Source organism: Pseudomonas sp. 01L34 (assembly GCF_056400265.1).
On the sequence record NZ_JBFTSX010000002.1, the window covers coordinates 144,792 to 167,547 of the forward strand.

Below are 22,756 nucleotides of genomic sequence, written 5' to 3' on the forward strand. Positions count from 1 at the left end.
CGGGATGTCTGGTCTACGCCGGAACGAAGCACGCGCCCTCCCCCCGTCTTTAGGAACGAAATGAGTAGCCTGAGCAAATTGCTGAGTGTCTTGGACCTGTTCGGTCCACAGACATTGAAAATCGACCCCGACACCATTGCCGAGCGCATGGGCCTGTCACGTGCGACCGTGTACCGCTACGTCAAGGATTTGTGCGACGCCGGCCTGCTGACCCGCGTGGACGCCGGCAGTTATGGCTTGGGACCGCGAGTCATCGAACTGGACTGGATGATGCGTCAGTACGACCCTATCCTCGTTGCCGGGCGCGAGTTGATGCACGAGCTGTCCGCGCAAACCGGCCTGGCCGTGTTTGCGAGCGTCTTTTATGACGGTCGCATCATCAACACCTACATCGCCGAACCCACCGACACCTACCACTTTGCGTTCGGGCGCGGGCAACCGCTGCCGTTCTTTCGCGGCGCGCAATCCAAGGTGTTGATCGCCTTTCAGAAAGGTCGCCGTTTGCAACGCTTGTTCGACGAGCATATGGCCAACGACCCGGACTGCCCTTATGACTGGTCAAGCTTCTCCAAGGCCGCGAAAAAGATTCGCAAGGACGGTTACTGCCTCACCCATGATGAACTCAACCTGGGCTTGACCGGCATCGCCGCGCCGATCATCCAGACGGACATCGACGAAGTGGTTGGCAGCCTGTCCGCCGTCGGCAGCACGCAGAGCTTCAAGCTGCTGCGCCAGGAAACCGTGATCGAAATGGTCATGGATACCACTCGGCGCATCGCCGAAAACATGCGTAATCAGTCGAACACCACCACGCCCTAGCCTATGGACAAGCCGCCGGTCTCTTACCGGGGACGCGGCGGATGTGCGGTCAGAACGGAACAGCCACCGTCAATTGGCTGTACAGGTTGGTGCCATTGCCGCCGACTTGATTGCCACCCGTGGTTGAGTCCTGATCGGGTTTGTAGAGGCCAATCAGCGGGGTAATGATCAAGTGCGGGTTGGCTGCCCATTCGGCGTAGATATCCAGCTCACGGGCATTGAGGTTCAGCGCGTTGTTTTTACGCACCGTATCGAAATCGAAATACAGCGCGCCCAAGGTCAGGTTTTCCAGCGGAGTGGCCTTCAGACCGACGTGCTGAATGCTGGTATTGCTGTTGAACGGCCCGGCGTAGTTTCCGGCGACTTCGCCCTGGAACCAGGTGCCGTAGCCCATGCTCAAGCCAGTGAACAGCGGATCCCATTTCTGTGAATAGCGGGTATAGCGATAGGTCACCTTGGGCGCCCAGGCGGTATCGGCGAAGGTGTAGCCCGCTTCGCCGTACCAGGCTTTCTCAGGCCCGGCGTCCTTGTCCTGCCAGGCGTATTCGAACGCCAGGCTGACGTTCTCGATGCCCGCATCGCCTTCACCGCGAACGCTGTAGACGTTCATGCCTTTGCGCTGGCGTTGAAAGTCGGTGGCCCATTGATCGCTCACGTCGATGCCGTGTACCCAGGTCAATCCGATCGTACCCGGCTGGGTGGTGTAATCCAGCGTGCCGGCGGCCAGTTCGGTTTCGGCCTGGACGCGGTTGTCGGATTTGAGCCACACCAGACTGCCGTGCAGGCCATCTTGCCCACCCAGGCGCAACAGCGCGGTTTGATCGAACGCATGCCGTGCAGCCAGGTAATAAGCGCCCCCACGGTTCATAGTGCCATTGGCCGGACCCTCGCCCGGGTTCAGTCCGTCATCGTTGATCAGGAACCCTCGGCCCAGCTTGACCACCTGGCGCCCGCCGGAAATATCAACCCCGTCCTTGCCTAACGCAGGGAACAGGTCGCCGGAGCGCCAGCCCAGGTAGGCGTCTTCGATCTTTGTTGTGCGCTCAGTTCCCAGGGAATTGCCGCCTGGGTCGCCGTCGCCCCAGGTGGCGGAACTGACCAGGGCGAATGCCCCATATGCAGTGCCATTGCCCGCCAGGGACTGGTCGCCACTCAAGCCGTATTTGATAAAGCCTTCGCGCCAGGTAGATCCACCGGGTGTGCCGTCGTAGTTCTTGCGACTGTTGAACTGGCCGAACACGGCGGTCATGTCTGCGTTGAGGTGACGGCCCTCATCACTGTACAACTCATAGGCCTGGGCCTGATTGATGGCGCATAGCACCAATGTGCACACAAGCGTGCTACCAAACACGGGATGGCGTGATGGATTGCGCATGGCTCAAGCTCCTTGTGGTGCGCTTTTAAAGGGGCGGACAAACAGCAGTTGCTGGCCAGTGAACTCCAGCAGCCCCTCAAGGCCGAACTCGACGCCAAACCCGGACATCTTGCTGCCGCCAAACGGCGTATTCGGCTGAATCTGCGCGTGGCAATTGACCCAGGCAACGCCGCTTTCCAGGCGGCTGGCCAGTGCCTGGGCCTGCTCGACATCCGGCCCCCAGACCGATCCGCCCAGCCCCATGTCGCCGGCATTGGCGCGCCGCAGTACATCCTCGACATCCCGGTACGCGATCAAAGGCAACACAGGACCGAACTGTTCCTCGTCGACCAGACGCTGGCCATCTGTCACGTCCGCGACCAGGGTCGGCGGATAAAAGAAACCGGGGCGATCCAGACGCGCGCCGCCGCACAGCACGCGTGCGCCTTGTGCCCGCGCGTCAGCGACCAGCGCGTCGACAAGCTCCAATTGCTCAAGGTTTTGCACCGGTCCAAAGGTGACGCCAGCTTCCAGGCCATCGCCCACCACTTGGCGCGTCGCAATCAGGGTCAGCGCATCAGCAAAGGCCTGGTACTGCGATTCGTGGATATACAGGCGCTTGAGGGCCGCGCAGGTCTGGCCCATGTTGAGAAACGCCGCCTGGAAAATCTCCTCGACCACCGCCTCAACCGACGTACCGGGCAGAACGATTGCCGCGTCGTTACCACCCAGCTCCAGCGTCAGGCGCTTGAGGTTGTTGGCGGCGCCGCGCATGACGCTTTGTCCGGTGGCGGTCGAGCCGGTGAACACAATCTTCTGAATGCCGGTGTGCGAAGTGATTGCGCTGCCGAAACCTTGCTCACCCGTCAGGCAATTGATCACGCCGTGAGGCACATGGCGGGCGATGATCTCCACCAGGCGCAAGGTGCTCAGCGGGGTCAGGCTCGACGGTTTGCTGATCACACAGTTACCGGCTCGCAGCGCCGGCATGATGTGCCAGACGGCGATCATGAATGGCCAGTTCCACGGCGTGATCGACGCCACCACACCCAAAGGCTTGCGATGCAACTCGATCCGCTGGGTGGGGGTTTCCTCCACCAGCTCCACGGCAATCTCCTGCCCGGCCGCATAGCGGGTCCAGGCGGCGGACCCCATGACTTCGGAAAACGCCAGTTCCAGTGGTTTACCTTGTTCCAGCACAATCAGTCGGGCCAGTGACTCTGCCTCCCGCTCGATATCCGCCGCAACCGCCAACAGGCGCTCGCAACGGTCTGCGTGGGTGCTGTGCCGCCAGCTTTTGAACGCCGCTTGTGCAGCGTCGACCGCCTGGTCGAGTTGCGCCAGCGAGCCGGCGGGGCATTGGGCGAATGCAGCACCGGTGGCCGGGTTGATCACATCAAACTGGCCCTGTTCACCGGCGACCTGAACGCCATTGATGAGCATCTTGTAGTTGTGCATTTGAAACCTTCCTTTCACACACTGACGAGCCATGCCGAGCAACGGCAGGCTGGAATTGTCTGGTTAGTCGAGCAGTAACGAGTGCGGCCTTAAAGCTTGTGGCTGCCCAAGGCGAGAAACCGTTGCGGGGAGATCTTTCGCAAGCGCGCGGCGAGCATGACGCCGATGATCAGGGCCGCGGGAATGATGGCGCAGAGTCCGTAGGACAACAGCTGGCTGGCCCCGGTCAACACGTCGAAATGCACCACCGCCAGTCCCAGCACGAGCACCAATGCCAGGGAGGAGAAAACAGGCAGGATGCGCCCACGCCATATCCCGACGTTAAGCTCGGGATGACGCTGAAAGTAGACGCAGACCGCTACCGACGTCAGCGCCATCAGTAAAATGACGCAGAGGGTGGCGAGGTTGGAGAACCAGGCGAACAGTTGCAGGATCGGGTCCGCATCCAATGCAGCGAAAATCAGTACCACCACAGCAGCAATCAGGCTCTGCAACACTGAGCCCATATGGGGGCTCTGATGCACGCGGTGAGTGGTGCCCAACAGACTGTGCAACAGGCCGTCACGGCCGATCGCGTAAAAATAACGCGCCGCGGCGTTATGAAAGGCCAGGAGGCCGGCATAGATACTCACCATGAACAGCACCCGGATAATCTGAGTCAGCCAGGGGCCGACAAAGTGATCGGACATGCCATAGATAAACGTCGTGGGATCCTGCAAGGCCTGCAGCATCGGCACGATCTTGTCCGCGCCCACGCCCACCACCATCGACCACACCGACAGCGCGTAGAACCCGCCGATCAGCAGCACCGAACTGTAGGTGGCAATCGGAATGGTACGTTTAGGGTTTATGGCTTCTTCACCGTAAATGGTGGTGGCCTCAAAGCCGATGAATGCCGCAAAGCAAAACAGCAGGCCGATGGACGGGGTACCGCCGAGCACATGGGCGCGGTCGAATGCATCAAGGTTGATGCCGCTGTCGCCGCCGGATTTGAGGATGGCAAAATCCAGGATCAGGATCGCCAGGTACTCGGCGATTACCACCACCGACAGCACCCGCGCAGAAAGGTCGATCTTGCGATAGCCCAGAATCGCAATGCTCGCCATCGCCATCAGCGAGTAGGACCACCACGGCAACACCAGCCCAAATACACTTTCCATGGTGCCACTGACGACCCCACCGAACATGCCATACAACCCGACCTGAAGAATGTTATAGGCAAACATCGCCAACACCCCGGCCGCGCCGCCTGCCAGGCCACCCAAACCACGTGAGGTGAACGCATAAAAACCGCCGGCATTGGTCAGGTGCCGGGACATGGTGGTGTAACCCACCGAGAACGCGAGCAGCACCAGCAACGCCAGGATCAGCAATGCCGGAGTACCGGCACCGTTACCCAGCATGATGCCAATCGGGAAGCCACCGGCGATCACACTTAAAGGACTCGCCGCCGACACCACGAAGAAGATGATGAACCCGACGCCCAGGGCGCCACGCTTGAGCTCCGTGGAGCTGTTGATCGAGATAGGTACACTCATGTTGTTGACCTTATTGTATGAGGCAGTCGCTGTTGGGGTGGCCCGATTGAATTCCATCGGCACCAATTAGCGTTTTGTTTTAGTTGCGCGCTGAACTCGATCCTATGCCCGCCCCTGAACCGCTCGCTATCCCAAATCGGTAGCATCCGAGGCGCCGCCCCAAAACAGGTCGATGCGGCACCCGCAATCCGGCAGTCCTTGCCGATTCGGGATAACCGGCTGGCCGTTCCCTCCCGCATGCTAGCGTCACCCGCTCTATACCCAGATGCCGGCACCGATAATAAAAGCGAGGGCCTGGTCCACAGCCCATCGCAGCCAAAGCCCTCTGCAGGAAGTCCCAGTCATGCGTTTAGCTCATCTCACTATCCAATGGCGGATCACACTCCTGAGCGGACTGTGCCTGTTGGCTGTCGTCGGCGCGCTGGTAGGCACCTCGGTGTACCAGAACCAACAAAGTGCAAAATTGCTGAAGGAGCAGAGCAGTCACCTGCTCGGGCAAGCCGCCGTGGAGCGCTTGCAAGCCCAGGCCGCTGCCCATGGCCAACAGGTCGAACGCTTTTTCAACGAAACGGCGCTGTATAGCGAAGGATTCGCGCAACAGGTTCTGCAACTGCGCGATCAAACGCTCAATGGACGCCTCACGGCTGGGCAATTGCGCGAAGCGCTGATCAGCGTGACCCGTCAGACATTGCTCAACCGCGAAAAAGTGCTCGGCCTGTACGTCATCCTTCTGCCTGACGCGTTGGCGGGCGCAGACGCTAATTTCGTCGGGCAACGTGCACTGGCGAGCAACGAAAAAGGTCGTTTTGCGCTGTATTGGTCACAGAGCCAGCCGGGACAATTGGTCCAGGATGTGCTCACCGAGGCGCAAATCTTCACCAACACAGCGCCCCCCGGCAGCGAACCGACAAACGTCTGGTACACCTGCCCTCAAGCTCAAAGGCGCACGTGCGTGGTGGAGCCCTACACCAGTGAGGTGGAAGGCCAGAAAGTCCTGATGAGCAGCATTTCTGTCCCTCTGATCGCCAACGGCAAGATCCTCGGCGTGGTCGGCATAGACATTGGCCTCGACACGCTGCAAAAGCTGGCTGCCGACCTCGGCCAGGACCTGTATCAAGGCAACAGCGAAGTGGCCATTGTGTCGGCCTCCGGCCAGGTGGCAGGACGCAGCGGCGAAGTCTCCGGGACCACCCTCGATATACGCCAGGCTCTGCAACCCGTGGCAGGCAATCCACTCTGGCAACTGGAGATCAAGGTTCCCCAAGCCCTGGTGCAGGCACCCGCCCGGCAAATGCAAAGCGAACTGGACGACAAAAGCCGCCAGGCCAACTGGCTCAACCTTTGCCTGGGGGTATTGGCCAGTTGCCTCGGCATGTTGCTGATCTGGCTGGCCGCCTACGGGGTGACACGCCCGCTGCTGAAGGTGGCAGGCCTGCTTGATGCCATCGTCGATGGCGATGGTGACCTCACCCAACGCCTGCCCGCCGGGCGACGCGACGAATTGGGCCAATTAGCCAATGGGTTCAACCGTTTTCTGGACAAGTTGCAGCCAATTATTCGCGACATTCAAACCGCCTCCCTGGATACCCGCAACAGCGCCAATACCTCGTCGGGGATTGCCCGGGAAGTCAGCGCAGGGATGCAACGCCAGTACCGCGAAGTGGAGCTGGCCGCGACCGCGCTGCACGAAATGAGTGCCAGTGCCCAGCAAGTGGCGCGCCATTCCCACGGTGCCGCCGACGCAGCGACAGCCGCCGAAAGCGCGAGCCGATCAGGTCAAGCGGTGTTCTCCATCGCCGAAAGCAGCATCGAAAGCCTCGATCAGCGTCTGGACACCACCCTTAAGCAAGTGCATGCCCTCGCCAATAGCAGCACCCAGATCGGCCAGGTGCTGGACGTCATCAGCACCATCGCGCAGCAGACCAACTTGCTGGCGTTGAATGCGGCCATCGAAGCGGCCAGAGCGGGCGAACAGGGGCGCGGCTTCGCGGTGGTAGCCGATGAAGTCAGGCACCTGGCCAGCAACACCCAGAGCTCGGTCGAACAGGTCCGCACGGTGATAGAAATGTTGCAGCAGTTGAGCCAGGAGGTGGTGCACAGTACCCAGCTGAGCCGCGAGCAAGCCGGCAACAGCGTGATCCAGGTGCAACAGACCCGTACGGCGCTGGAGAATATTTCCCAGGCCGTGGATGTGATCGAGCAGATGAATCAGCAGATCGCCAGCGCAGCCCTGGAGCAAAGCACGGTCGTGGAAGATATCAACCATCGGGTCAGTGGCATTCGCAGCATCAGCGAAACACTGACCAAACGGATGAGCGATGCCTCAACGGCCAGTGACTCACTCCATGAAATGGCCAACCATCAACAGCAGCTTGTCGGCCATTTTCGAGTGTAAAGGGGCACGGCAGGCTACCTGCCGGTGCTGACGTCTTGACTGAGTGACAGTTGCCGGCTTTCGACCATCGTTCATCGAGCCCCCCCATGATTCCCCCACGTCGTTGGCTGATCCTGGCCATTATTTCCAGCGCATTGCTGCTGATCGTCATTGATATGACGGTGTTGTACACCGCCCTGCCGACACTGACCCGTGAGCTCGATGCCTCGGCCTCGCAAAAGCTCTGGATCATCAACATCTATGCATTGATCGCTGCCGGGCTGCTGTTGGGCATGGGCACACTCGGTGACCGCCTCGGGCACAAACGCCTGTTTATCGGCGGGCTGAGTGTGTTTGGCCTGTTCTCGCTGATCGCGGCCTTCTCGCCATCGGCCAGCGTATTGATCGGTGCCCGCGGCTTCCTGGCTGTCGGCGCGGCGATGATGATGCCGGCTACGCTGGCCATCGTGCGGTTGACGTTCGCCGACCCGCGCGAGCAGGCGATGGCATTCGGCATCTGGGCATCGGTTGCCTCAGGGGGCGCCGCGTTCGGCCCGGTGGTGGGCGGCCTGCTGCTGGAGCACTTCTGGTGGGGCTCGGTATTTCTGATCAACGTGCCTATTGTGCTGGTGGCATTGGTCCTCGGCGCGGTGTTGATCCCGAATCACCCGGGGGATGCCAAAAAGCGATGGGACTGGCTGGGCTCGCTGCAGGTCATGATCGGGTTGATCAGCCTGGCGTATGCCGTCAAGGAACTCGGTAAACGGGCGCCCTCCTTCGACGGCATGCTGGTGGCGGTCGTGCTGGGTGCGCTATTTCTGACACTGTTCATTCGACGCCAACGCCGTGCCGCACAGCCGATGCTCGATCTGGCGCTGTTCACTGCACCGGGCTTCAGAAATGCCGTCATTTCAGCAGTCGTGTCGGCCGCTGCGTTGATCGGCATGGAACTGGTGTTCAGCCAGCGCCTGCAACTGGTACTCGGCATGTCGCCGCTGGAGGCGGCATTGTTCATCCTTCCCCTCCCACTGGGCTCCTTCGTCGCAGGGCCGCTTGCCGGTTACTACCTGCCGCGCCTGGGAAACCGGCGGATGCTGTGCTGGACGTTGCTGCTGTCGTCAGCCGCGATGCTGAGCTATCTCTTGCTGTACAACGCTGCGGTTTACCTGCAAGTCGCCAGCCTTGCCCTATTGGGCTTGACGATTGGCGCTGCACTGACCGTTTCGTCCAGCACCATCATGCTCAGCGTGCCCGCCGATAAAGCCGGCATGGCCGCCTCCATCGAGGAAGTGTCCTTTGAACTGGGCGGTGCTGTGGGTGTGACGCTGGCGGGCAGTCTGTCATCGGCGATTTATGCGTATTCGGCGGGCCTGATGATTCCGGCATGGCTGACCCTGAACCCCGCGACATTCGAGAGTCTCGACGACGCGTTGGTCGTCGCCGAGACGTTGTCACCCGAAGGCCGCGCGATGCTGAGCGCATTCGCCCGTGCGGCGTTCGATGCAGGCTTCGTTGCCGTGCTGGCAGCGTCGGCAGTCCTGCTGTTGATCGCCTCGCTGCTGGTCATGCTGAGCAGACAGGCGCAGCCGCGCGAGGTCGCAGACCTTCCTTGGTAAGCAACGCGCAGATTTGGTTGAAAAGTTCTGCGTGGGGCCTTAAAGCTTGTGGCTGCCCAATGCCTGGTACCGCTGCGGCGACGCCTTGCGAAGTCGAGCCGCCAGGAACACGCCACCCAGCAGGGCCGCGGGAATGATCGCGCAGAGACTGTATGACAAGGCCAGGCTGGCGCCCGTCAGTACATCGAAATGCACCACCGCGAGTACCAGGACCGCCAATAGGGCAATGCAAGAGAAACCGGGGAAAATCCGCCCACGCCAGATCCCCACCTTGAGTTCGGGGTGACGCCGGAAAAAGAAGATAACCGCTGCGGACGTGAGCGCCATCAACAAAATCACGCACAGCGTGGCCAAGTTGGACAGCCAGGCAAACAGCTGCAGGATCGGATCGGCATCCATGGCGGCGAAAATCAGTACCACCACCGCCGAAATAAGGCTCTGCAACGCCGACCCCATATGAGGACTCTGGTGCACGCGATGGGTAGTACCCAAGCGGTGCGGCAACAGGCCGTCACGCCCAATCGCGTAGAAGTAACGGGCCGCGGCGTTATGAAACGCCAGCAGGCCGGCATAGATACTGACCATGAACAGCACCCGGATAATCTGAGTCAGCCAGGGGCCGACAAAGTGGTCGGACATGCCGTAGATAAACGTCGTCGGGTCCTGCAAGGACTGCAGCATCGGCACGATTTTGTCCGCACCCACGCCCACCACCATCGACCATACCGACAGTGCGTAGAACCCACCGATCAGCAACACCGAGCAGTAGGTGGCAATCGGGATAGTACGCTGCGGGTTCTTGGCCTCTTCGCCGTAAATAGTCGTCGCCTCGAAGCCGATAAATGCCGCGAAGCAGAACAGCAAGCCGATTGACGGTGTGCCGCTGAACACATGACCGCGATCAAACGCATCAAGGTTGATGCCGCTGTCGCCGCCGGATTTGAGGATGGAAAAATCCAGGATCAGGATCGCCAGGTACTCGGCGATCACCATCACCGACAGCAGCCGCGCCGACAGGTCGATCTTGCGATACCCCAGAATCGCAATGCTCGCCATCGCCATCAGCGAGTAAGACCACCACGGCAGCACCAGTGCGAACATGCTTTCCATGGTGCCACTGACCACCCCGCCGAACATGCCATACAACCCGACCTGAAGAATGTTATAGGCAAACATCGCCAATACCCCGGCCGCTCCGCCTGCCAGGCCACCCAAACCACGTGAGGTGAACGCATAAAAACCGCCGGCATTGGTCAGGTGCCGGGACATGGTGGTGTAACCCACCGAGAACGCGAGCAGCACCAGCAACGCCAGGATCAGCAACGCTGGCGTGCCGGCGCCATTGCCCAGCATGATGCCAATCGGGAAGCCACCGGCGATGACACTTAACGGGCTCGCCGCCGACACCACGAAGAAGATGATGAAACCAACACCCAGGGCACCACGCTTCAACTCCGTCGAACTGTTGATCGGGATAGATACGCTCATGTTCTTGACCTTATTGTATGAGGCAGTCGCTGTAGGATCGGTGCAGCAAGCCGTTCACCATCACCGATAGAGCTTGTCGCTTTTATCGCACGCTGGATTCGATCCTATGCCTCACCGTGAACGCCCCGGTATCCCAAATCGGTAACCTGTTACTCCATCACCTGAACAGCGCCATCCGCCTGCCTGACCTCACTGCGAAGCGAGACGCGCCGTCAGTTCTGACGCCGCGCCGGTCACCAGGTCGCACAGATAGCCTTGCTGAAACGCACCGAACCGCTCACTGCGCCCCACCAGGGTCATGCTCCCTAGGACGCGCTGCTTTTCGTCGAAGATCGGCGCCGCGACGCCACTGCGTCCTGGGTGCAGCTCGCTTTCGCTGATGCAGTAGCCCTGCTTGCGGATGGCGAGCAGGCTCTTGATGAACGGCTTCCACTCCAGCCCCAGATGCTGCAATTCGGATGGGTTCACGTGCGCGTCGTAAACACGTCGGATTTGGCGCGGTAGCAGATAAGCCAGTACGACCCGGGAGGTCGCGCTGTGGAAAAGATCGATCGACCGCCCCCTGCCGCTACCGACCGGTCCAGCATCGGAGCCACGATGGATCAGCACGTTGACCACGGAGTCGCCATGCCACTCGCTGACCAGCGCGTCCAGGCCGGTGTCGACGACCAGGTTGTCGACCAGATCCCGGCTGCATGCCAACAACGGATCGTAGTTCGTCATCAGATGCTCCAGCGTGACGATTCGCGGGCCGAGCGCGTAACCGCGCGGCAATCGCTTCAAAAAGCCCGCGTCGCCCAGTTCGCGCAGATAACGATAGGCGGTGGCGGACGTGTAGCCGAGCTCCCGGCAAATGATGTCCACATCGATGACCGGTTGTTCCGGGCGAAACAGGTCGAAGACCATGAGCAGACGGCGCAGGCTATTCATCTTTCTCTACATCCTTGTGAAGCCAACGGTCACCCCACACTGCTTTCAGCGGGCGGGTGTTCAGGCATGAGCGCAACCGGTGATGGCTGCGCGGGGGGTATGGGACGGCAACTCTGCGAACAACTCCTGGTACTCCGCCGCAAAATGGCTGAGGTGAAAGAAGCCCCATTGGGCAGCGGCATCGCCGATCGAGAGATGCGACGCGCGGGTGGACATCAAGGTCCGGCGTACACCGTTGAGCCTCACAGAGCGCAAGTAATTCAGCGGCGTCGTCTCGGCAACCGAGCGAAAGCTGTTCTGCACGGTACGCCGACTGACCTGGAGTCGCTGGCACAACTCGATCACGCTGGGCACGTCGATCATCTCCGCGGTCGCCAGACGGTGGCATTTCTCGACAATGAAGCTGCGCGTGGAGCTTGCGGAGCGTTGTTGCTTGTCGCATGCCGGGTCGGTCATGAGTTGCAGCAACTCGCCGAGCATCGCCTGTTCCAGCGCCAGCTCCCGCTCCCGATCTCGCGTGCTGTCGAGTTCTTCGTACACCAGGGCCTGGGAGAACATCGCCAGCAATCGGCGACGAGCGTCTGCAAAGCGCGGCGTGGAAACCCTGATCACCGGCTGACGCAGCAACAGGCTGACCTCCTTCGCCGAAGCCGTTTGCGCCAACGCCTGCTCGAACAATTCACGTTCGAAGGTGATCGACAGCAGCTCCATGCCCATCGGCATATGGAACATGAACTCCTCGCCACCGTGAAGAAAGAACAGGCTGCTATCGTCCGCCTCCCGTCCCTGCATCCGAATCGAACCCGGGGTGGTGATCGGCACGGCAAAGCACATCTTGCCTCGGGGAGCCACGCCGTGCTGCACGACACGCTGGTTGATCTGCTCGAGAAAGACGTGGACACCCGCCGTCGACAACTGCATCAGCGAACTCTCAGTCGAGCCTGCCGTTAGCTGACTGTAGTCCTGGCTCCACTCCTGGACGGTGGCCGCATGGACATGGACGTCTCTGAAATGGCTGATAGTCTGATTTTTCATGATGTCGAAAGCCTCTGCCAATATTCTTGTTTTTAGATCGCCTTCCTATGCGATATTCGCACATAGTGAGAATTTTGCACAATTCTTTATGAGATTTTAAATTCACTGGACAGTGCGCTCAGGGCGGTCCACTCATATGCCAATTCGGGCTACCGGCCATACACACACCACGGAGATGATCAGCACACTTAAATCGACATCCAGAGTGAACGTCATGAGTGAAGCCAAACTTGAATCCCTCCATTTCGCGGATGCCCCGCGAATTACCTCCAGCACACTTCCCGGCCCCAAAACCAGCGAGGCCCTGGCGTTGTCGGCGCGTACCGAGTCGATGGCGCGCGGCGGCGGACGCATGCCGGTGGCCATGGACCGCGCCTTCGGCGCGACCTTCAAAGACCCCGATGGCAACACCTACATCGATTTGTCCGCCGGCGTGGGCGTCAGCAGCGTAGGCCGCTGCCATCCGAAGGTGGTGCAGGCGATCCGCGAACAGTCCGAAGTGCTGATGCATGCCCTGGAGGTCAACAGCACCCGGCGCACCGAGCTGGCGGCCAAGCTCTCCGAGATCGCGCCCGACGGCTTGCGTGGCGACTGCATCACCTTCTTCACGCAAAGCGGCAGCGATGCGCTTGAAGCAGCCATCAAGTTCGCCAAACGCATCACCGGGAGGCACCAGATCATCGCCTTTCATGGAGGCTACCACGGCGTGTGGAACGCCTCGGGTTCCCTGACGACAGGTACGGCCTACCGCAAGGGTTACGGAGCCCAAATGGGCGGGGTGATTCACGCCCCCTACCCTTATGCCTACCGTTTCCCTTTCGACACCACTCACAAAAGCGCCGAGCAGATCGCCGGCGAGTACGTGGACTACCTGTTGAACACCCCCTACACCGCCGCCGATGACGTGGCTGCCGTTATCGTGGAGCCGGTGCAGGGCGAAGGCGGCTACGTGCCTCCTTCACCAGAATTCCTGCAGCTGTTGCGCAAAGCATGCGACCGTAGCGGCACGCTGCTGATCGTCGACGAAGTGCAATCGGGCGCAGGGCGCACCGGCAAGATGTGGGCGGTCGAGCACTCGGGCGTGAAGCCGGACATGCTCACGTTCGGCAAAGGCATCGGCAGCGACCTGCCAATGGCGGGCCTGATCATGCGTTCGGACCTGGCGGCCGCGATTCCTGACGGATCGATGCCCAACACCTTTGCCGCCAACTCGTTGTCCGCGGCGGTGGCGCTGACCAACATCAGCATCCTGCAGGACCCGGAGCTCGATCTGCTCAACCGCGCGCACACCCTGGGGTTGGAGGCGCAGGAACGTATCCGTGGCTTCAACAGCCCGTTCGTCGCTGAAGTCCGCGGCCGCGGCCTGATGATCGGTATCGAACTGGTCGAAGACCCAGCCACCAAGGCTCCCCTGGCGCCCGAAAAAATCGGCCAGCTCATGGGCTACCTGCTGAACCACGGCGTGCTGATGATTCCCTGTGGTCGCTACAGCAACGTGATGCGAGTCATGCCGTCGCTGACGATCTCACGCTCGCTGTTCTTCAAGGCACTGGACATCTTCGGCGACGCCCTGGCTTCCCTTGAGGCATGACCCGACCACTGCACATCACTTATGGACCGCAAAATGACTGAGCACTTGAATCACTTCATCGAAGGCGCGTCCTTCGAAGCCTCCGACGGTCGTCGCATAAACCTCGTCAACCCCGTGACAGAACAGGTGTACGGCAGTTCCGCACAGGGCACGACTGAGGACGTGGACCGCGCAGTGGGGGCCGCACACCGCCAACTTGAGGGTGGCGCCTGGAGCCAGCTCGACGGCGCCCAGCGCGGTCGACTGCTATCGAAACTCTCTGACCTGGTTGAACGCGACAGCGAATTGCTGGCCGATCTGGACGCCAACGCCATCGGTCGCTCACCCATCGAACCGCGCCGGATGGACTTGCCCAACGCGATCGCCAACCTGCGTGCCGCTGCTGGCTGGGCCAACCAGCTGGAAGGTCGCACCATTCCCACCGGTGGCTACTTCGGCACCAAGACTCTTTCGTACACGGTACGCGAGCCCGTGGGTGTGGTCGGCGCCATCGTTCCCTGGAATTCGCCGTTGATGATCACCGTCTGGAAGCTCGCCGCGTTGCTGGCGGCAGGCTGCACCGTGGTCATCAAACCTTCGGAAGAGACGCCGCAGTCTGCCCTGCACCTGGCGGTGCTGGCTCAGGAAGCGGGCTTCCCTGACGGTGTGATCAACGTGGTCACCGGCTACGGCAATGAGGTGGGTCGCGCCTTGTGCGAACACCCGCTCGTTGCCAAGATCAGCTTCACCGGCAGCCCCGAGGCCGGACGCGAAATCCAGCGCACCGCCGGTGTGCTGTTCAAGCGCGTGGCATTGGAACTGGGCGGCAAAAGCCCCCAGATTGTCTTCGACGATGCTTCTTTCGAAGACGCGCTGCGCGGGTGTGCGCTCGGCCTGTTCGCCAACCAGGGCCAGGTCTGTGCGGCCGGCTCGCGCATCCTGGTGCACCGCAGCATCGCAGATCGCTTCGGCGCAGCGCTGGCCGATGCCGCAGAGGCAGTCAACGTGGGCGACCCTCGCCAGCCCGGTGTACAGATGGGACCGGTGGCCAAGAAAGCGCAATTCGATCGCGTTAACCGATACATCCAACTGGGAATAGACCAAGGCGCCTCGCTGCTGGCCGGTGGTGTATCGACGCCTGAACAGGGCTGGTTTGTCCGGCCGACGATCTTCACCAACGCGAACAACGCCATGGCGATCGCCCAAGACGAAATCTTCGGGCCCGTCGGCACGCTGATCACGTTCGACAGCGAAGAGGAAGCTATCGCACTGGCCAATGACTCCTCCTACGGCCTGGCGGCCACGGTCTGGACGACCGACCTGGTGCGAGCGCACCGCGTAGCCGCTGCGGTGAAGGCCGGTGCCGTGGGTATCAACTGCTGGAGTCCGCTGGACGCCAACCTGCCCTGGGGTGGCGTAAAGACCAGCGGTATCGGCCGTGAAGGCGGGTTTGCCGGCGCGGTGGCCTACACCGAGGAGAAAGTCATCACCGTGCTGCTACCTTCCTGAGCACGATCCCTGTCCTGACCGAATAACCCTCCGGCCCCTGTGCCGCGAGGGTTAGCGTTCAAAAGTGCATCCCTGATGCCGTTGATAATCAATGGAGAGACTGCGATGAACCCGATAGATCAACAAACAACCGATCGGTATCCGACGTCCCTGCGAATGTTGCACTGGGTGCGTGCCGCACTCATCGCAGGCCTCCTCTGGGCAGGCTGGCATATGACCGGTCTGAATGACGAAGTGGCGAGCAAGTACGAGCTCTATTACCCGTGGCACAAATCCTTTGGGCTGTTGGTGTTTCTGGTTGTCCTGACCCAGATCGCCCTGCGCTTTCGGACCCCCGTGCTTCCGCAGCCGCTGGAAACGCTGGCAAGTTATGAAAGGTTCCTGTCAAGGCTTACGCAGCGTGTCATGTATGCGCTCGTCGTGATCGTGCCGTTGATGGGTTACTCAATGTCGAGCACTTACACGATGAGCGACGGGGTGTTCTTTTTTGGGGTCAACCTGCCGGAGCTCCTTCCGAAAAATGACAATTGGTTCGTCGTCTTCCAATGGCTGCACAAAGTGCTCGCCTACACCCTGCTCGGACTGATCCTGTTGCATGTCGTAGGCGCCCTCAAACACCGGTTTTACGACCGGGACCCTCGAAACGACGTCCTGCGCCGCATGCTGTAACTTGATGAGGCGTGGGCGCAAGATGTCCACGCCTTCGTGGCTCTGACCTGAGGGGGCCCGGTACAGTCACTTGCGTACGGGGTTCTTGAAGTCTTCAGTTCTGTTGTGCTTACCTGCTATCAGTTTGGCCCAGGTCTGACGAGGTGAGCCCGCCATGCTGAAATCACTCGCTGTTATCGCCGTTGGTGCGTCACTTGGTGCCTGGTTGCGCTGGCTCCTGGGCATGAAGCTGAACGCCCTGTTCCCCACGATTCCCCCGGGCACGGTGGTCGCGAACATGGTCGGGGGCTACATCATTGGCCTGGCTATCGCGTTTTTGGCCGCCTCACCCACCTTGAGTCCTGAGTGGCGCCTGCTGATCATCACGGGTTTCTGCGGTGGGCTTACCACCTTTTCTACGTTTTCGGCCGAAACAGTTGCCCTGATCCAGGAAGGCAGACTGCTCTGGGCGCTCGGCTCAATTTCATTGCACGTCGTAGGCTCGTTGGTGATGACCGCTGCCGGGCTTTTGTCCTATCAAATCATTGGCATGCGATGAGGAGATGAAAATGAAAGGTTTTCTGGTGATTTTCTTCACTCAACAGAACCGCCGTTATCAGGGAAAGATGCTTGGCGAATGGATCGTCGATGTGGCCAAGGAGATGGGGCTGCGTGGTGCGACTCTCTCTACGGCTATCGAGGGTTTTGGACACACCGGTCGACTGCACTCTTCGCATTTTTTTGAACTCGCGGATCAGCCTACGGAGATTCGCATGGCTATCACCGAGGACGAATCCGAAAGGTTGCTCAAGAGGCTGGAGGCTGAGGAAATCTCTGTGTTCTACATAAAGACCCCAATCGAGATGGGCTTCGTCGGCAAAAAAACCACCTAGCCTGGCCCCTCCTCGATCGTCTGTTGCCTGGCGACCTCCCATCGGGAATGCGCCACCGCGGGTGGCGCCCCCGATCAAGATACCGGCAACAAACCTTCGTCGTTACGGCGTGAGCGGCGACTCAGAACGTCATCCACACGATGAACTGGAAGTAAGTGTTCGTTGATGCGCTCCCGCTCTGCAGACCACCGTCCCCGAGCCACTTTTCGGGCTTGTAGAAGCCGACCAGAGGCGAGAGTGTGACGTTATCCGTCACCATCCAATCCAGAAAAAGGTCGACCTCACGTGCAGCGAAGTCCTGCTCATGCGTACGGGAGAGCTGGTGGTAGTTGAAGGCCATTGCGTTAAGGGTCAATTTATCGGTCGGCTTGACTGAGAGGAGCACGTCGTTGATCGCCATGTTCGAGGTCACTGAACCTGCGTAATTGGCGGCGACTTCACCCTGGTATCGCTTGCGAAAACCTCCCTGGAACAGAAAGTCGTAACCTTCGGAATAGCGCGAATATCGATAGCTCACCGTCGGTTGCCATTGGGTGTCGGCAAAGGTGTAGCCCGCTTCGAAGAACATCGCCCGCTGTGAGCCCGAGCGTTTTTCCTGACGTGCGACCTCGAACGCAAAGTCGGCATTCTCGATCCCGGCATTGCCCTGCCCACGAATGCTGTAGACGTTCATGCCCTTGCGCTCAAGCCGATCACCAAAGGCATATCGCTCGTCAACATCCAGGCCGTGCACGTACGTCGAACCGATCGAGCCGACGGGCGTCGTGTAGTCGAGGGTGGCGGCAGCCACTTCGGTCTTCGACTGCCCGGGGTTATCGGATTTGAGCCATATCAGGCTACCGTGCAGGCCCTCCTGACCACCCAGTTTCAAGACTGCCGTATTCCCGAACGCCAACCGCGGGCCAAGGTAAAAGGCGCCACCGCGATTGAACCGGCCATCCCTTACGCCCTCGATAGGGCTGAAGGCCTTCCCGGGGGCGAACCCGTCGTCAGTGATCAGGAAGCCGTCCACCGTAACGAGCTGCCGGCCAAAAGAGAAATCAACGCCGTCCTTGCCCAGCGCAGGAATCAGGTCACCTGACTTCCAGCCCAGGTAGGCGTCTTCCACAGCCGTTCTTCTTTCATCCCCGACGGTGAGTCCTCCCGCGTCCCCATCGCCAAATGATCCCGTGCTGATCCAGCTGAGTCCGCCATAGACGGAACCGGCAGTGATCTTGTTTGTCGTGCCGTTGAGACCGTACTTGGCGAAGCCTTCTTGCCAGCGCATCCTGCCAGGCTCCCTCTCAGGGTCGCCAATGTAGTTTTTCTCGCTGCCGAACCAGCCAAACGCCGCCGACAGGTCGGCGTTCAGGACGGTTCCGCCATCGTCTTCGTTGTAGAGCTGGTAGGCGTGTACCTGCGGCTCAAATGTACAGAGTGCGACCAGCGAAAGTAATGGGGCATAACTGAGGGTGCGCATGACGTCTCTCCTGTTTTTATATTTATGAGGCGAGCCATGAGTGTTCCGGCTTGGGTCGCGCAAGCGGTAACCCAAATCAGCACTTTCAAGGGGCTGGCCGCCCATCCCCTCGCGCGATACCTCCCCCGCTGCAAAACATCCTCAGCGCCTCGAATGGTTGCCGTTTTGGGCTACGGCCTCTGAGCGCACTCCCCCTATGCTGGGCCCATAAGAACCATAAGAACCGAGGCACCTGTCATGACCCCTTTGTCACCCTCCCCGCTGTTACGTCAGGGGCTTTGTCTTCTGACCCTCTTCGCCTGCAGTGCCCTGGCACCTGTTGCCAGTGCTCACCATTCGTTCGCGCTTTTCGACCAGACCCAGACCGTCTCGATCAAGGGTGTCGTCGAGCGCTTTGCCTGGACCAATCCCCACATCACGATTTACGTCGATACACCCGGCCCGCCGGCCCAGCGATTCAAGATCGAAACGGGCAGTGTCAACGCGTTACAGCGCACGGGCTGGACCGCTGAGTCGATCAAGGCCGGCGAGACTGCCGAGGTGTCCTTCAAACCGTTGAAAAACGGTGAGCCAGGCGGGCTGCTCGTGGAAATCAAGAGCGGAGACGTCGTACTCACGGGCGGCGGATGAGAAGTCCCTCCCCGGCTTCCTGACGAACTCACCGACCAGACCAGACCAGCAGCGTGGAGACGTTTCAATGAAACCGACACGAACCTTGAACACGGCAATGATCGTCCTGGGCATCGCCCTCGTGACTGTCGCCGGGATGTGCAACGCCGCTACACCTTCCAAACCTCTAAGCGACAAACACAGCGTCAGCGCACGCCCCGACATCAGCGGCACCTGGGAACGAACCCCGGACGACTGGTTCGGTGAGAACCCCGACAACCCGGTGCACCCAGGCGGACCGATGGACCTGAAGGCGCCCTATGCCGACGAATACGTCGCGCTGAAGAAGAAACAAGCCGCTGCGAACGAGGCCGGAACGCCGTTGGCCACAACAAGTTCCAGATGCCTGCCCGAGGGAATGCCAACGTTGATGGCGGCGCTCTTCCCGATCCAGATCATTCACGACGACAAGCAAGTGATTGTCCTCGGTGAGTATCTCCAGCAGGTCCGCCGGATTCTCTTGAACGAAGCGATGCCTGCAAAAGAGACCCTGGACCCTAAATATCAAGGCCATTCACGCGGCCATTGGGAAGGCGACACGCTCGTCGTGGAAACACAACGGGTGCGAACGGACGTGAGTTTCTACGACGTTCCACACGGCAAGGACATGAAGATCATCGAACGCATCAGGCTGACGGCGCCGGATCACCTGGAGAACCAGGTCGTGATCGAAGACCCGCAGGTGCTCAAGACCCCGTATCGCTTCACGTTCGAGTACAAACGGTCCAACTACGCCATTCAAGAGTATGTCTGCGAGAACAATCAGATCGTGATCGATAAAGAGGGCAAGGCATCCCTCAGTCTCGAGTGAAGTCGCCATTAATCGCCATCGGAGCTGACCAAATGGAAAGACTGACAACCATCAGCATCCTGCGGCCGACGCTGCAAAGCGCCCTGCTGTTGCTGATCCTCACGTCGAACACATTCGCCGAGGTGCCCCGAATGCCCACGGCCATCGCGGTGCCGCCCTCCGGCAAGCCACCGCTCTCGTCGGCGAAACGCCCGGGCACCGAATACAGCGACCTCGACAAGTACGGCTACATCGAGGAGGAGTTTTACCTGCAAGGCGTTGCCCCGGCCATTACCGCCTCGGGCAAAACCCTGTTGGAGGCGCCTTACACCACACGCATTCTGGTGCGCAAACCGGCTGACCCCGCGCGCTTCAATGGCACGGTCGTGATCGAGCCGTTCAGCTGGTTCGGCGAACGCGCCGCGGGATGGATCCTGACCCGCGACTATTTGCTGCGTCGCGGCTACGCGTACGTCGGGTACACGCTGAATGTGAACAAGCCGCCAGTCGATCCCAAGTTCATCTCGGACACCCCGGCTGCCGAGGCCGAGCAGATCGCCCAGTACGGACGGATCGTGAACTTCGAGTTCATGCGCCGCTTCGACTTTGCACGCTACGCGCCGCTGGGCACCTATTACGACCCGGAACACTTCACCCGCGGTGAAGCTCCCGATCCGTTCGCTCCACAGTCCCAGGGCATCGGGGCGCAACTGGCGTTGCTGCTGAAAACCAATGCAGCGCAAAGCCCGTTGGCCGGTCTCGATGTTCAACGCATCTACGTCAATAGCTGGGCCGTGACTGCGCAAGTCTGGATGGACTACCTCGACCAGGGCCGGCACCAGCAATGGCGTATGCCCGACGCAAGGCCGCTGATCGATGCCTACATGACCGGCCGCATGGCCTACGGAGAAGTGGGCGGCGACGTCATCCGGGTGCCGCGCCATACGCCCGATGGCGTGCCGTTCGTGACCGTCTACAGCCAGTCCGAACTGATGCACGACGTGATCGAAGGCATCAACCTGCCGCCGGACACCGACAGCCCGCAGATTCGCTACTACGAAGTGACCGGCATGCCGCACCTGCGGCTGGCCGACCTCGGTACGGAGCATACCGAAAAGCTCGCTGCCGACATCGGCAAGGGCGACGACCCACGGTGCCGGACGCTGTACGACGAACCGGCGGAGCTGGTCGTCTCGGCGCTCCTGGATCGCATGGACCAATGGGTGCGCCAAGGCAAACCCATGCCGAATGCTCCGCGGGTCGCCCGCGATGGCAAGACCGCCGCGCGCGACCCTGTTACCGGCAACCTGCAAGGGGGCGTACGCCCACCGTGGGTCCAGGTGCCCAGTGCGACCTACCTCACGGATCAGGAGACCGGCTGCGGACTGATTTACGACACCAAGGTGCCTTACTCCAAGGACGTGCTTGACCAGCGTTATGGAAGCTTCAGCAACTACGAACAGAAATTCGAAGACGCCAAAGCCCTTTCGATAAAGGAAGGCTACCTACTGCCAGAAGATGCGGCGGGCCTGCGTTCGATCGCAACGCCTCAAGACTTCTAACCCATTGGGAAGAACAGCAAATGTCATCATCACTCATCATTGCCTGGATCTATGCGTCACCTTTGAGCACAGCCATCCGGGACATTCTCTGGGTCATACCCACCGTCCAGAGCATTCATATCCTCGCCATCACAGTGCTCTTCGGCTCTGCGGTCATCTCCGATCTTCGGCTGGCGGGTGTGTTCGCCACGGACGAGCCCTTGCGTGGCGTCGTTCGCCGGTACTACCCGTGGATGCGCAATGCGCTCCTCGTCCTGCTCTTCACGGGGTTGATCATGATCATCGCCGAGCCTGATCGCGTACTCGTCAACTCGACCTTCTGGCTGAAGATGGCGCTGGTCGTGAGTGCGTTCACGCTGACCTTGCTTCTGCGGCGCCCCCTTCTGCGCCCTGCCGACGATGCACAACGTGATGACAAGCCTCCTCTTGTCAAGGCGCTAGCCTGGCTGTCGATTGGCTTGTGGTGCGTCGTCATCATCTGTGGTCGCTGGATCGCCTACGCGATCTAAGCGTTTTCAACGAAAGCTCCCAGGTATTCGCCATGGACATTCAACCAACACTACAAGCCCTCCAGGACACCTCTGTCGCCACCTTCATCCGAGAGTCGGGCTCCGTCTTTCCAGCCCTTGAATCGGTACATGTGATCGGCATCGCCCTTGTGTTCGGGACCATCGCCGTCGTCGATTTGCGTCTGCTCGGCGTTGCCTCCCATCGCCGCAGCGCGCTACGGCTGATAAAAGATTTGCTGCCGTTCACCTGGGTCGCTTTCGTGGCTTGCGTGATCACCGGCCTGCTCATGTTCGCCGCCAATGCCACGACCTATGCCGAGAACACCGCGTTCTTGTGCAAGATGGGCGTGTTACTGCTGGCGGGGCTCAACATGGGGGTATTCCATTTGGGCGTCTTTCGCCGCATTGCCGAATGGGACACAACGCTAATGCCTCCCAGCCAGGCGCGTGTCGCAGGGTTCAGTTCGTTGGCATTGTGGGCGGGCGTGGTGTTCCTCGGCCGCTGGATCGCGTTTCTCTGATGGCTCGTCTATCG

At 60.4% G+C, this 22,756-nt stretch carries 19 protein-coding genes and 2 pseudogenes; 14 read left to right on the forward strand and 7 right to left on the reverse strand.

Annotation, left to right across the window (positions count from 1 at the left end; translation table 11 throughout):
- The first annotated feature begins 60 nt into the window (after positions 1-60).
- Entirely contained in the window at positions 61-819 is a 759-nt protein-coding gene (locus AC1DQM_RS05040; protein WP_018927853.1) for an IclR family transcriptional regulator, read from the forward strand.
- A gap of 49 nt (positions 820-868) precedes the next feature.
- Here AC1DQM_RS05040 and AC1DQM_RS05045 read toward each other — a convergent pair whose 3' ends face one another.
- The 3 genes from AC1DQM_RS05045 to AC1DQM_RS05055 form a co-directional block, all read right to left on the reverse strand.
- A complete protein-coding gene (locus AC1DQM_RS05045; RefSeq protein ID WP_177431119.1) occupies positions 869-2,194 on the reverse strand; it encodes an alginate export family protein in 1,326 nt (441 codons plus the stop codon).
- A 3-nt stretch (positions 2,195-2,197) separates the two neighbouring features.
- The gene (locus tag AC1DQM_RS05050) at positions 2,198-3,631 is read right to left on the reverse strand and encodes an aldehyde dehydrogenase family protein (protein WP_138867349.1); all 1,434 of its coding nucleotides are present in this window, start codon (positions 3,629-3,631) and stop codon (positions 2,198-2,200) included.
- An 89-nt stretch (positions 3,632-3,720) separates the two neighbouring features.
- Positions 3,721-5,169, reverse strand: coding sequence for an APC family permease (locus tag AC1DQM_RS05055; protein ID WP_138867348.1), 1,449 nt, complete (start codon positions 5,167-5,169; stop codon positions 3,721-3,723).
- Positions 5,170-5,512: 343 nt separating this feature from the next.
- Here AC1DQM_RS05055 and AC1DQM_RS05060 point away from each other — a divergent pair.
- From AC1DQM_RS05060 to AC1DQM_RS05070, 3 genes and pseudogenes are all read left to right on the forward strand, one after another.
- Positions 5,513-6,706: pseudogene (locus tag AC1DQM_RS05060) on the forward strand (PDC sensor domain-containing protein); the annotation flags it as partial.
- A 318-nt stretch (positions 6,707-7,024) separates the two neighbouring features.
- A pseudogene (locus AC1DQM_RS05065) lies at positions 7,025-7,564 on the forward strand (methyl-accepting chemotaxis protein); the annotation flags it as partial.
- Positions 7,565-7,650: 86 nt separating this feature from the next.
- The gene (locus AC1DQM_RS05070) at positions 7,651-9,159 is read left to right on the forward strand and encodes an MFS transporter (RefSeq protein ID WP_138867346.1); all 1,509 of its coding nucleotides are present in this window, start codon (positions 7,651-7,653) and stop codon (positions 9,157-9,159) included.
- Between the two features lie 39 nt (positions 9,160-9,198).
- Here the strand turns inward: AC1DQM_RS05070 and AC1DQM_RS05075 are convergent, their stop codons facing one another.
- From AC1DQM_RS05075 to AC1DQM_RS05085, 3 genes are all read right to left on the reverse strand, one after another.
- Entirely contained in the window at positions 9,199-10,647 is a 1,449-nt protein-coding gene (locus AC1DQM_RS05075) for an APC family permease (RefSeq protein ID WP_018927847.1), read from the reverse strand.
- A 189-nt stretch (positions 10,648-10,836) separates the two neighbouring features.
- On the reverse strand, positions 10,837-11,577 hold the full coding sequence (locus AC1DQM_RS05080) for an IclR family transcriptional regulator (RefSeq protein ID WP_018927846.1): 741 nt from the start codon (positions 11,575-11,577) through the stop codon (positions 10,837-10,839).
- Positions 11,578-11,637: 60 nt separating this feature from the next.
- Entirely contained in the window at positions 11,638-12,612 is a 975-nt protein-coding gene (locus AC1DQM_RS05085) for a helix-turn-helix domain-containing protein (protein ID WP_064617295.1), read from the reverse strand.
- A 214-nt stretch (positions 12,613-12,826) separates the two neighbouring features.
- Between AC1DQM_RS05085 and AC1DQM_RS05090 the strand changes: the two genes are divergently transcribed.
- From AC1DQM_RS05090 to AC1DQM_RS05110, 5 genes are all read left to right on the forward strand, one after another.
- Positions 12,827-14,203 (forward strand): aspartate aminotransferase family protein, encoded by a 1,377-nt coding sequence (locus AC1DQM_RS05090; RefSeq protein WP_018927844.1) that lies wholly within the window; start codon positions 12,827-12,829, stop codon positions 14,201-14,203.
- Positions 14,204-14,236: 33 nt separating this feature from the next.
- Positions 14,237-15,691, forward strand: a complete 1,455-nt coding sequence (locus AC1DQM_RS05095; protein WP_138867345.1) for an aldehyde dehydrogenase family protein — start codon at positions 14,237-14,239, stop codon at positions 15,689-15,691.
- Positions 15,692-15,796: 105 nt separating this feature from the next.
- Positions 15,797-16,360, forward strand: coding sequence for a cytochrome b (locus AC1DQM_RS05100; RefSeq protein WP_018927842.1), 564 nt, complete (start codon positions 15,797-15,799; stop codon positions 16,358-16,360).
- 154 nt (positions 16,361-16,514) lie between these two features.
- Positions 16,515-16,898: a fluoride efflux transporter CrcB gene (gene crcB / locus AC1DQM_RS05105; protein WP_064617293.1), complete on the forward strand. Its 384-nt coding sequence runs from the start codon at positions 16,515-16,517 to the stop codon at positions 16,896-16,898.
- 10 nt (positions 16,899-16,908) lie between these two features.
- Complete coding sequence (locus tag AC1DQM_RS05110; protein ID WP_019578582.1) at positions 16,909-17,232, forward strand: DUF190 domain-containing protein; 324 nt, start codon at positions 16,909-16,911, stop codon at positions 17,230-17,232.
- 121 nt (positions 17,233-17,353) lie between these two features.
- Here the strand turns inward: AC1DQM_RS05110 and AC1DQM_RS05115 are convergent, their stop codons facing one another.
- The gene (locus AC1DQM_RS05115) at positions 17,354-18,691 is read right to left on the reverse strand and encodes an alginate export family protein (protein WP_064617291.1); all 1,338 of its coding nucleotides are present in this window, start codon (positions 18,689-18,691) and stop codon (positions 17,354-17,356) included.
- 237 nt (positions 18,692-18,928) lie between these two features.
- Here AC1DQM_RS05115 and AC1DQM_RS05120 point away from each other — a divergent pair, with 237 nt between their 5' ends.
- The 5 genes from AC1DQM_RS05120 to AC1DQM_RS05140 all read left to right on the forward strand — a co-directional run bounded on the left by AC1DQM_RS05120 (position 18,929) and on the right by AC1DQM_RS05140 (position 22,742).
- Complete coding sequence (locus AC1DQM_RS05120) at positions 18,929-19,321, forward strand: DUF6152 family protein (RefSeq protein WP_019578580.1); 393 nt, start codon at positions 18,929-18,931, stop codon at positions 19,319-19,321.
- A gap of 67 nt (positions 19,322-19,388) precedes the next feature.
- Positions 19,389-20,171 (forward strand): hypothetical protein, encoded by a 783-nt coding sequence (locus AC1DQM_RS05125; RefSeq protein WP_018927837.1) that lies wholly within the window; start codon positions 19,389-19,391, stop codon positions 20,169-20,171.
- Positions 20,172-20,203: 32 nt separating this feature from the next.
- On the forward strand, positions 20,204-21,712 hold the full coding sequence (locus tag AC1DQM_RS05130; protein ID WP_138867344.1) for an alpha/beta hydrolase domain-containing protein: 1,509 nt from the start codon (positions 20,204-20,206) through the stop codon (positions 21,710-21,712).
- 20 nt (positions 21,713-21,732) lie between these two features.
- Positions 21,733-22,221 carry a DUF6644 family protein gene (locus AC1DQM_RS05135; protein ID WP_105341342.1) on the forward strand — a complete coding sequence of 163 codons (489 nt, stop codon included), beginning with the start codon at positions 21,733-21,735 and terminating at the stop codon, positions 22,219-22,221.
- Positions 22,222-22,253: 32 nt separating this feature from the next.
- A complete protein-coding gene (locus tag AC1DQM_RS05140) occupies positions 22,254-22,742 on the forward strand; it encodes a DUF6644 family protein (RefSeq protein WP_138867343.1) in 489 nt (162 codons plus the stop codon).
- The last annotated feature ends 14 nt before the right edge of the window (positions 22,743-22,756 follow it).

Coding starts and splice junctions, on each gene's coding strand:
- AC1DQM_RS05040 (WP_018927853.1), top strand. CDS start 61: ATGAGTAGCCTGAGCAAATTGCTGAGTGTCTTGGACCTGTTCGGTCCA.
- AC1DQM_RS05045 (WP_177431119.1), bottom strand. CDS start 2,194: ATGCGCAATCCATCACGCCATCCCGTGTTTGGTAGCACGCTTGTGTGC.
- AC1DQM_RS05050 (WP_138867349.1), bottom strand. CDS start 3,631: ATGCACAACTACAAGATGCTCATCAATGGCGTTCAGGTCGCCGGTGAA.
- AC1DQM_RS05055 (WP_138867348.1), bottom strand. CDS start 5,169: ATGAGTGTACCTATCTCGATCAACAGCTCCACGGAGCTCAAGCGTGGC.
- AC1DQM_RS05070 (WP_138867346.1), top strand. CDS start 7,651: ATGATTCCCCCACGTCGTTGGCTGATCCTGGCCATTATTTCCAGCGCA.
- AC1DQM_RS05075 (WP_018927847.1), bottom strand. CDS start 10,647: ATGAGCGTATCTATCCCGATCAACAGTTCGACGGAGTTGAAGCGTGGT.
- AC1DQM_RS05080 (WP_018927846.1), bottom strand. CDS start 11,577: ATGAATAGCCTGCGCCGTCTGCTCATGGTCTTCGACCTGTTTCGCCCG.
- AC1DQM_RS05085 (WP_064617295.1), bottom strand. CDS start 12,612: ATGAAAAATCAGACTATCAGCCATTTCAGAGACGTCCATGTCCATGCG.
- AC1DQM_RS05090 (WP_018927844.1), top strand. CDS start 12,827: ATGAGTGAAGCCAAACTTGAATCCCTCCATTTCGCGGATGCCCCGCGA.
- AC1DQM_RS05095 (WP_138867345.1), top strand. CDS start 14,237: ATGACTGAGCACTTGAATCACTTCATCGAAGGCGCGTCCTTCGAAGCC.
- AC1DQM_RS05100 (WP_018927842.1), top strand. CDS start 15,797: ATGAACCCGATAGATCAACAAACAACCGATCGGTATCCGACGTCCCTG.
- crcB (WP_064617293.1), top strand. CDS start 16,515: ATGCTGAAATCACTCGCTGTTATCGCCGTTGGTGCGTCACTTGGTGCC.
- AC1DQM_RS05110 (WP_019578582.1), top strand. CDS start 16,909: ATGAAAGGTTTTCTGGTGATTTTCTTCACTCAACAGAACCGCCGTTAT.
- AC1DQM_RS05115 (WP_064617291.1), bottom strand. CDS start 18,691: ATGCGCACCCTCAGTTATGCCCCATTACTTTCGCTGGTCGCACTCTGT.
- AC1DQM_RS05120 (WP_019578580.1), top strand. CDS start 18,929: ATGACCCCTTTGTCACCCTCCCCGCTGTTACGTCAGGGGCTTTGTCTT.
- AC1DQM_RS05125 (WP_018927837.1), top strand. CDS start 19,389: ATGAAACCGACACGAACCTTGAACACGGCAATGATCGTCCTGGGCATC.
- AC1DQM_RS05130 (WP_138867344.1), top strand. CDS start 20,204: ATGGAAAGACTGACAACCATCAGCATCCTGCGGCCGACGCTGCAAAGC.
- AC1DQM_RS05135 (WP_105341342.1), top strand. CDS start 21,733: ATGTCATCATCACTCATCATTGCCTGGATCTATGCGTCACCTTTGAGC.
- AC1DQM_RS05140 (WP_138867343.1), top strand. CDS start 22,254: ATGGACATTCAACCAACACTACAAGCCCTCCAGGACACCTCTGTCGCC.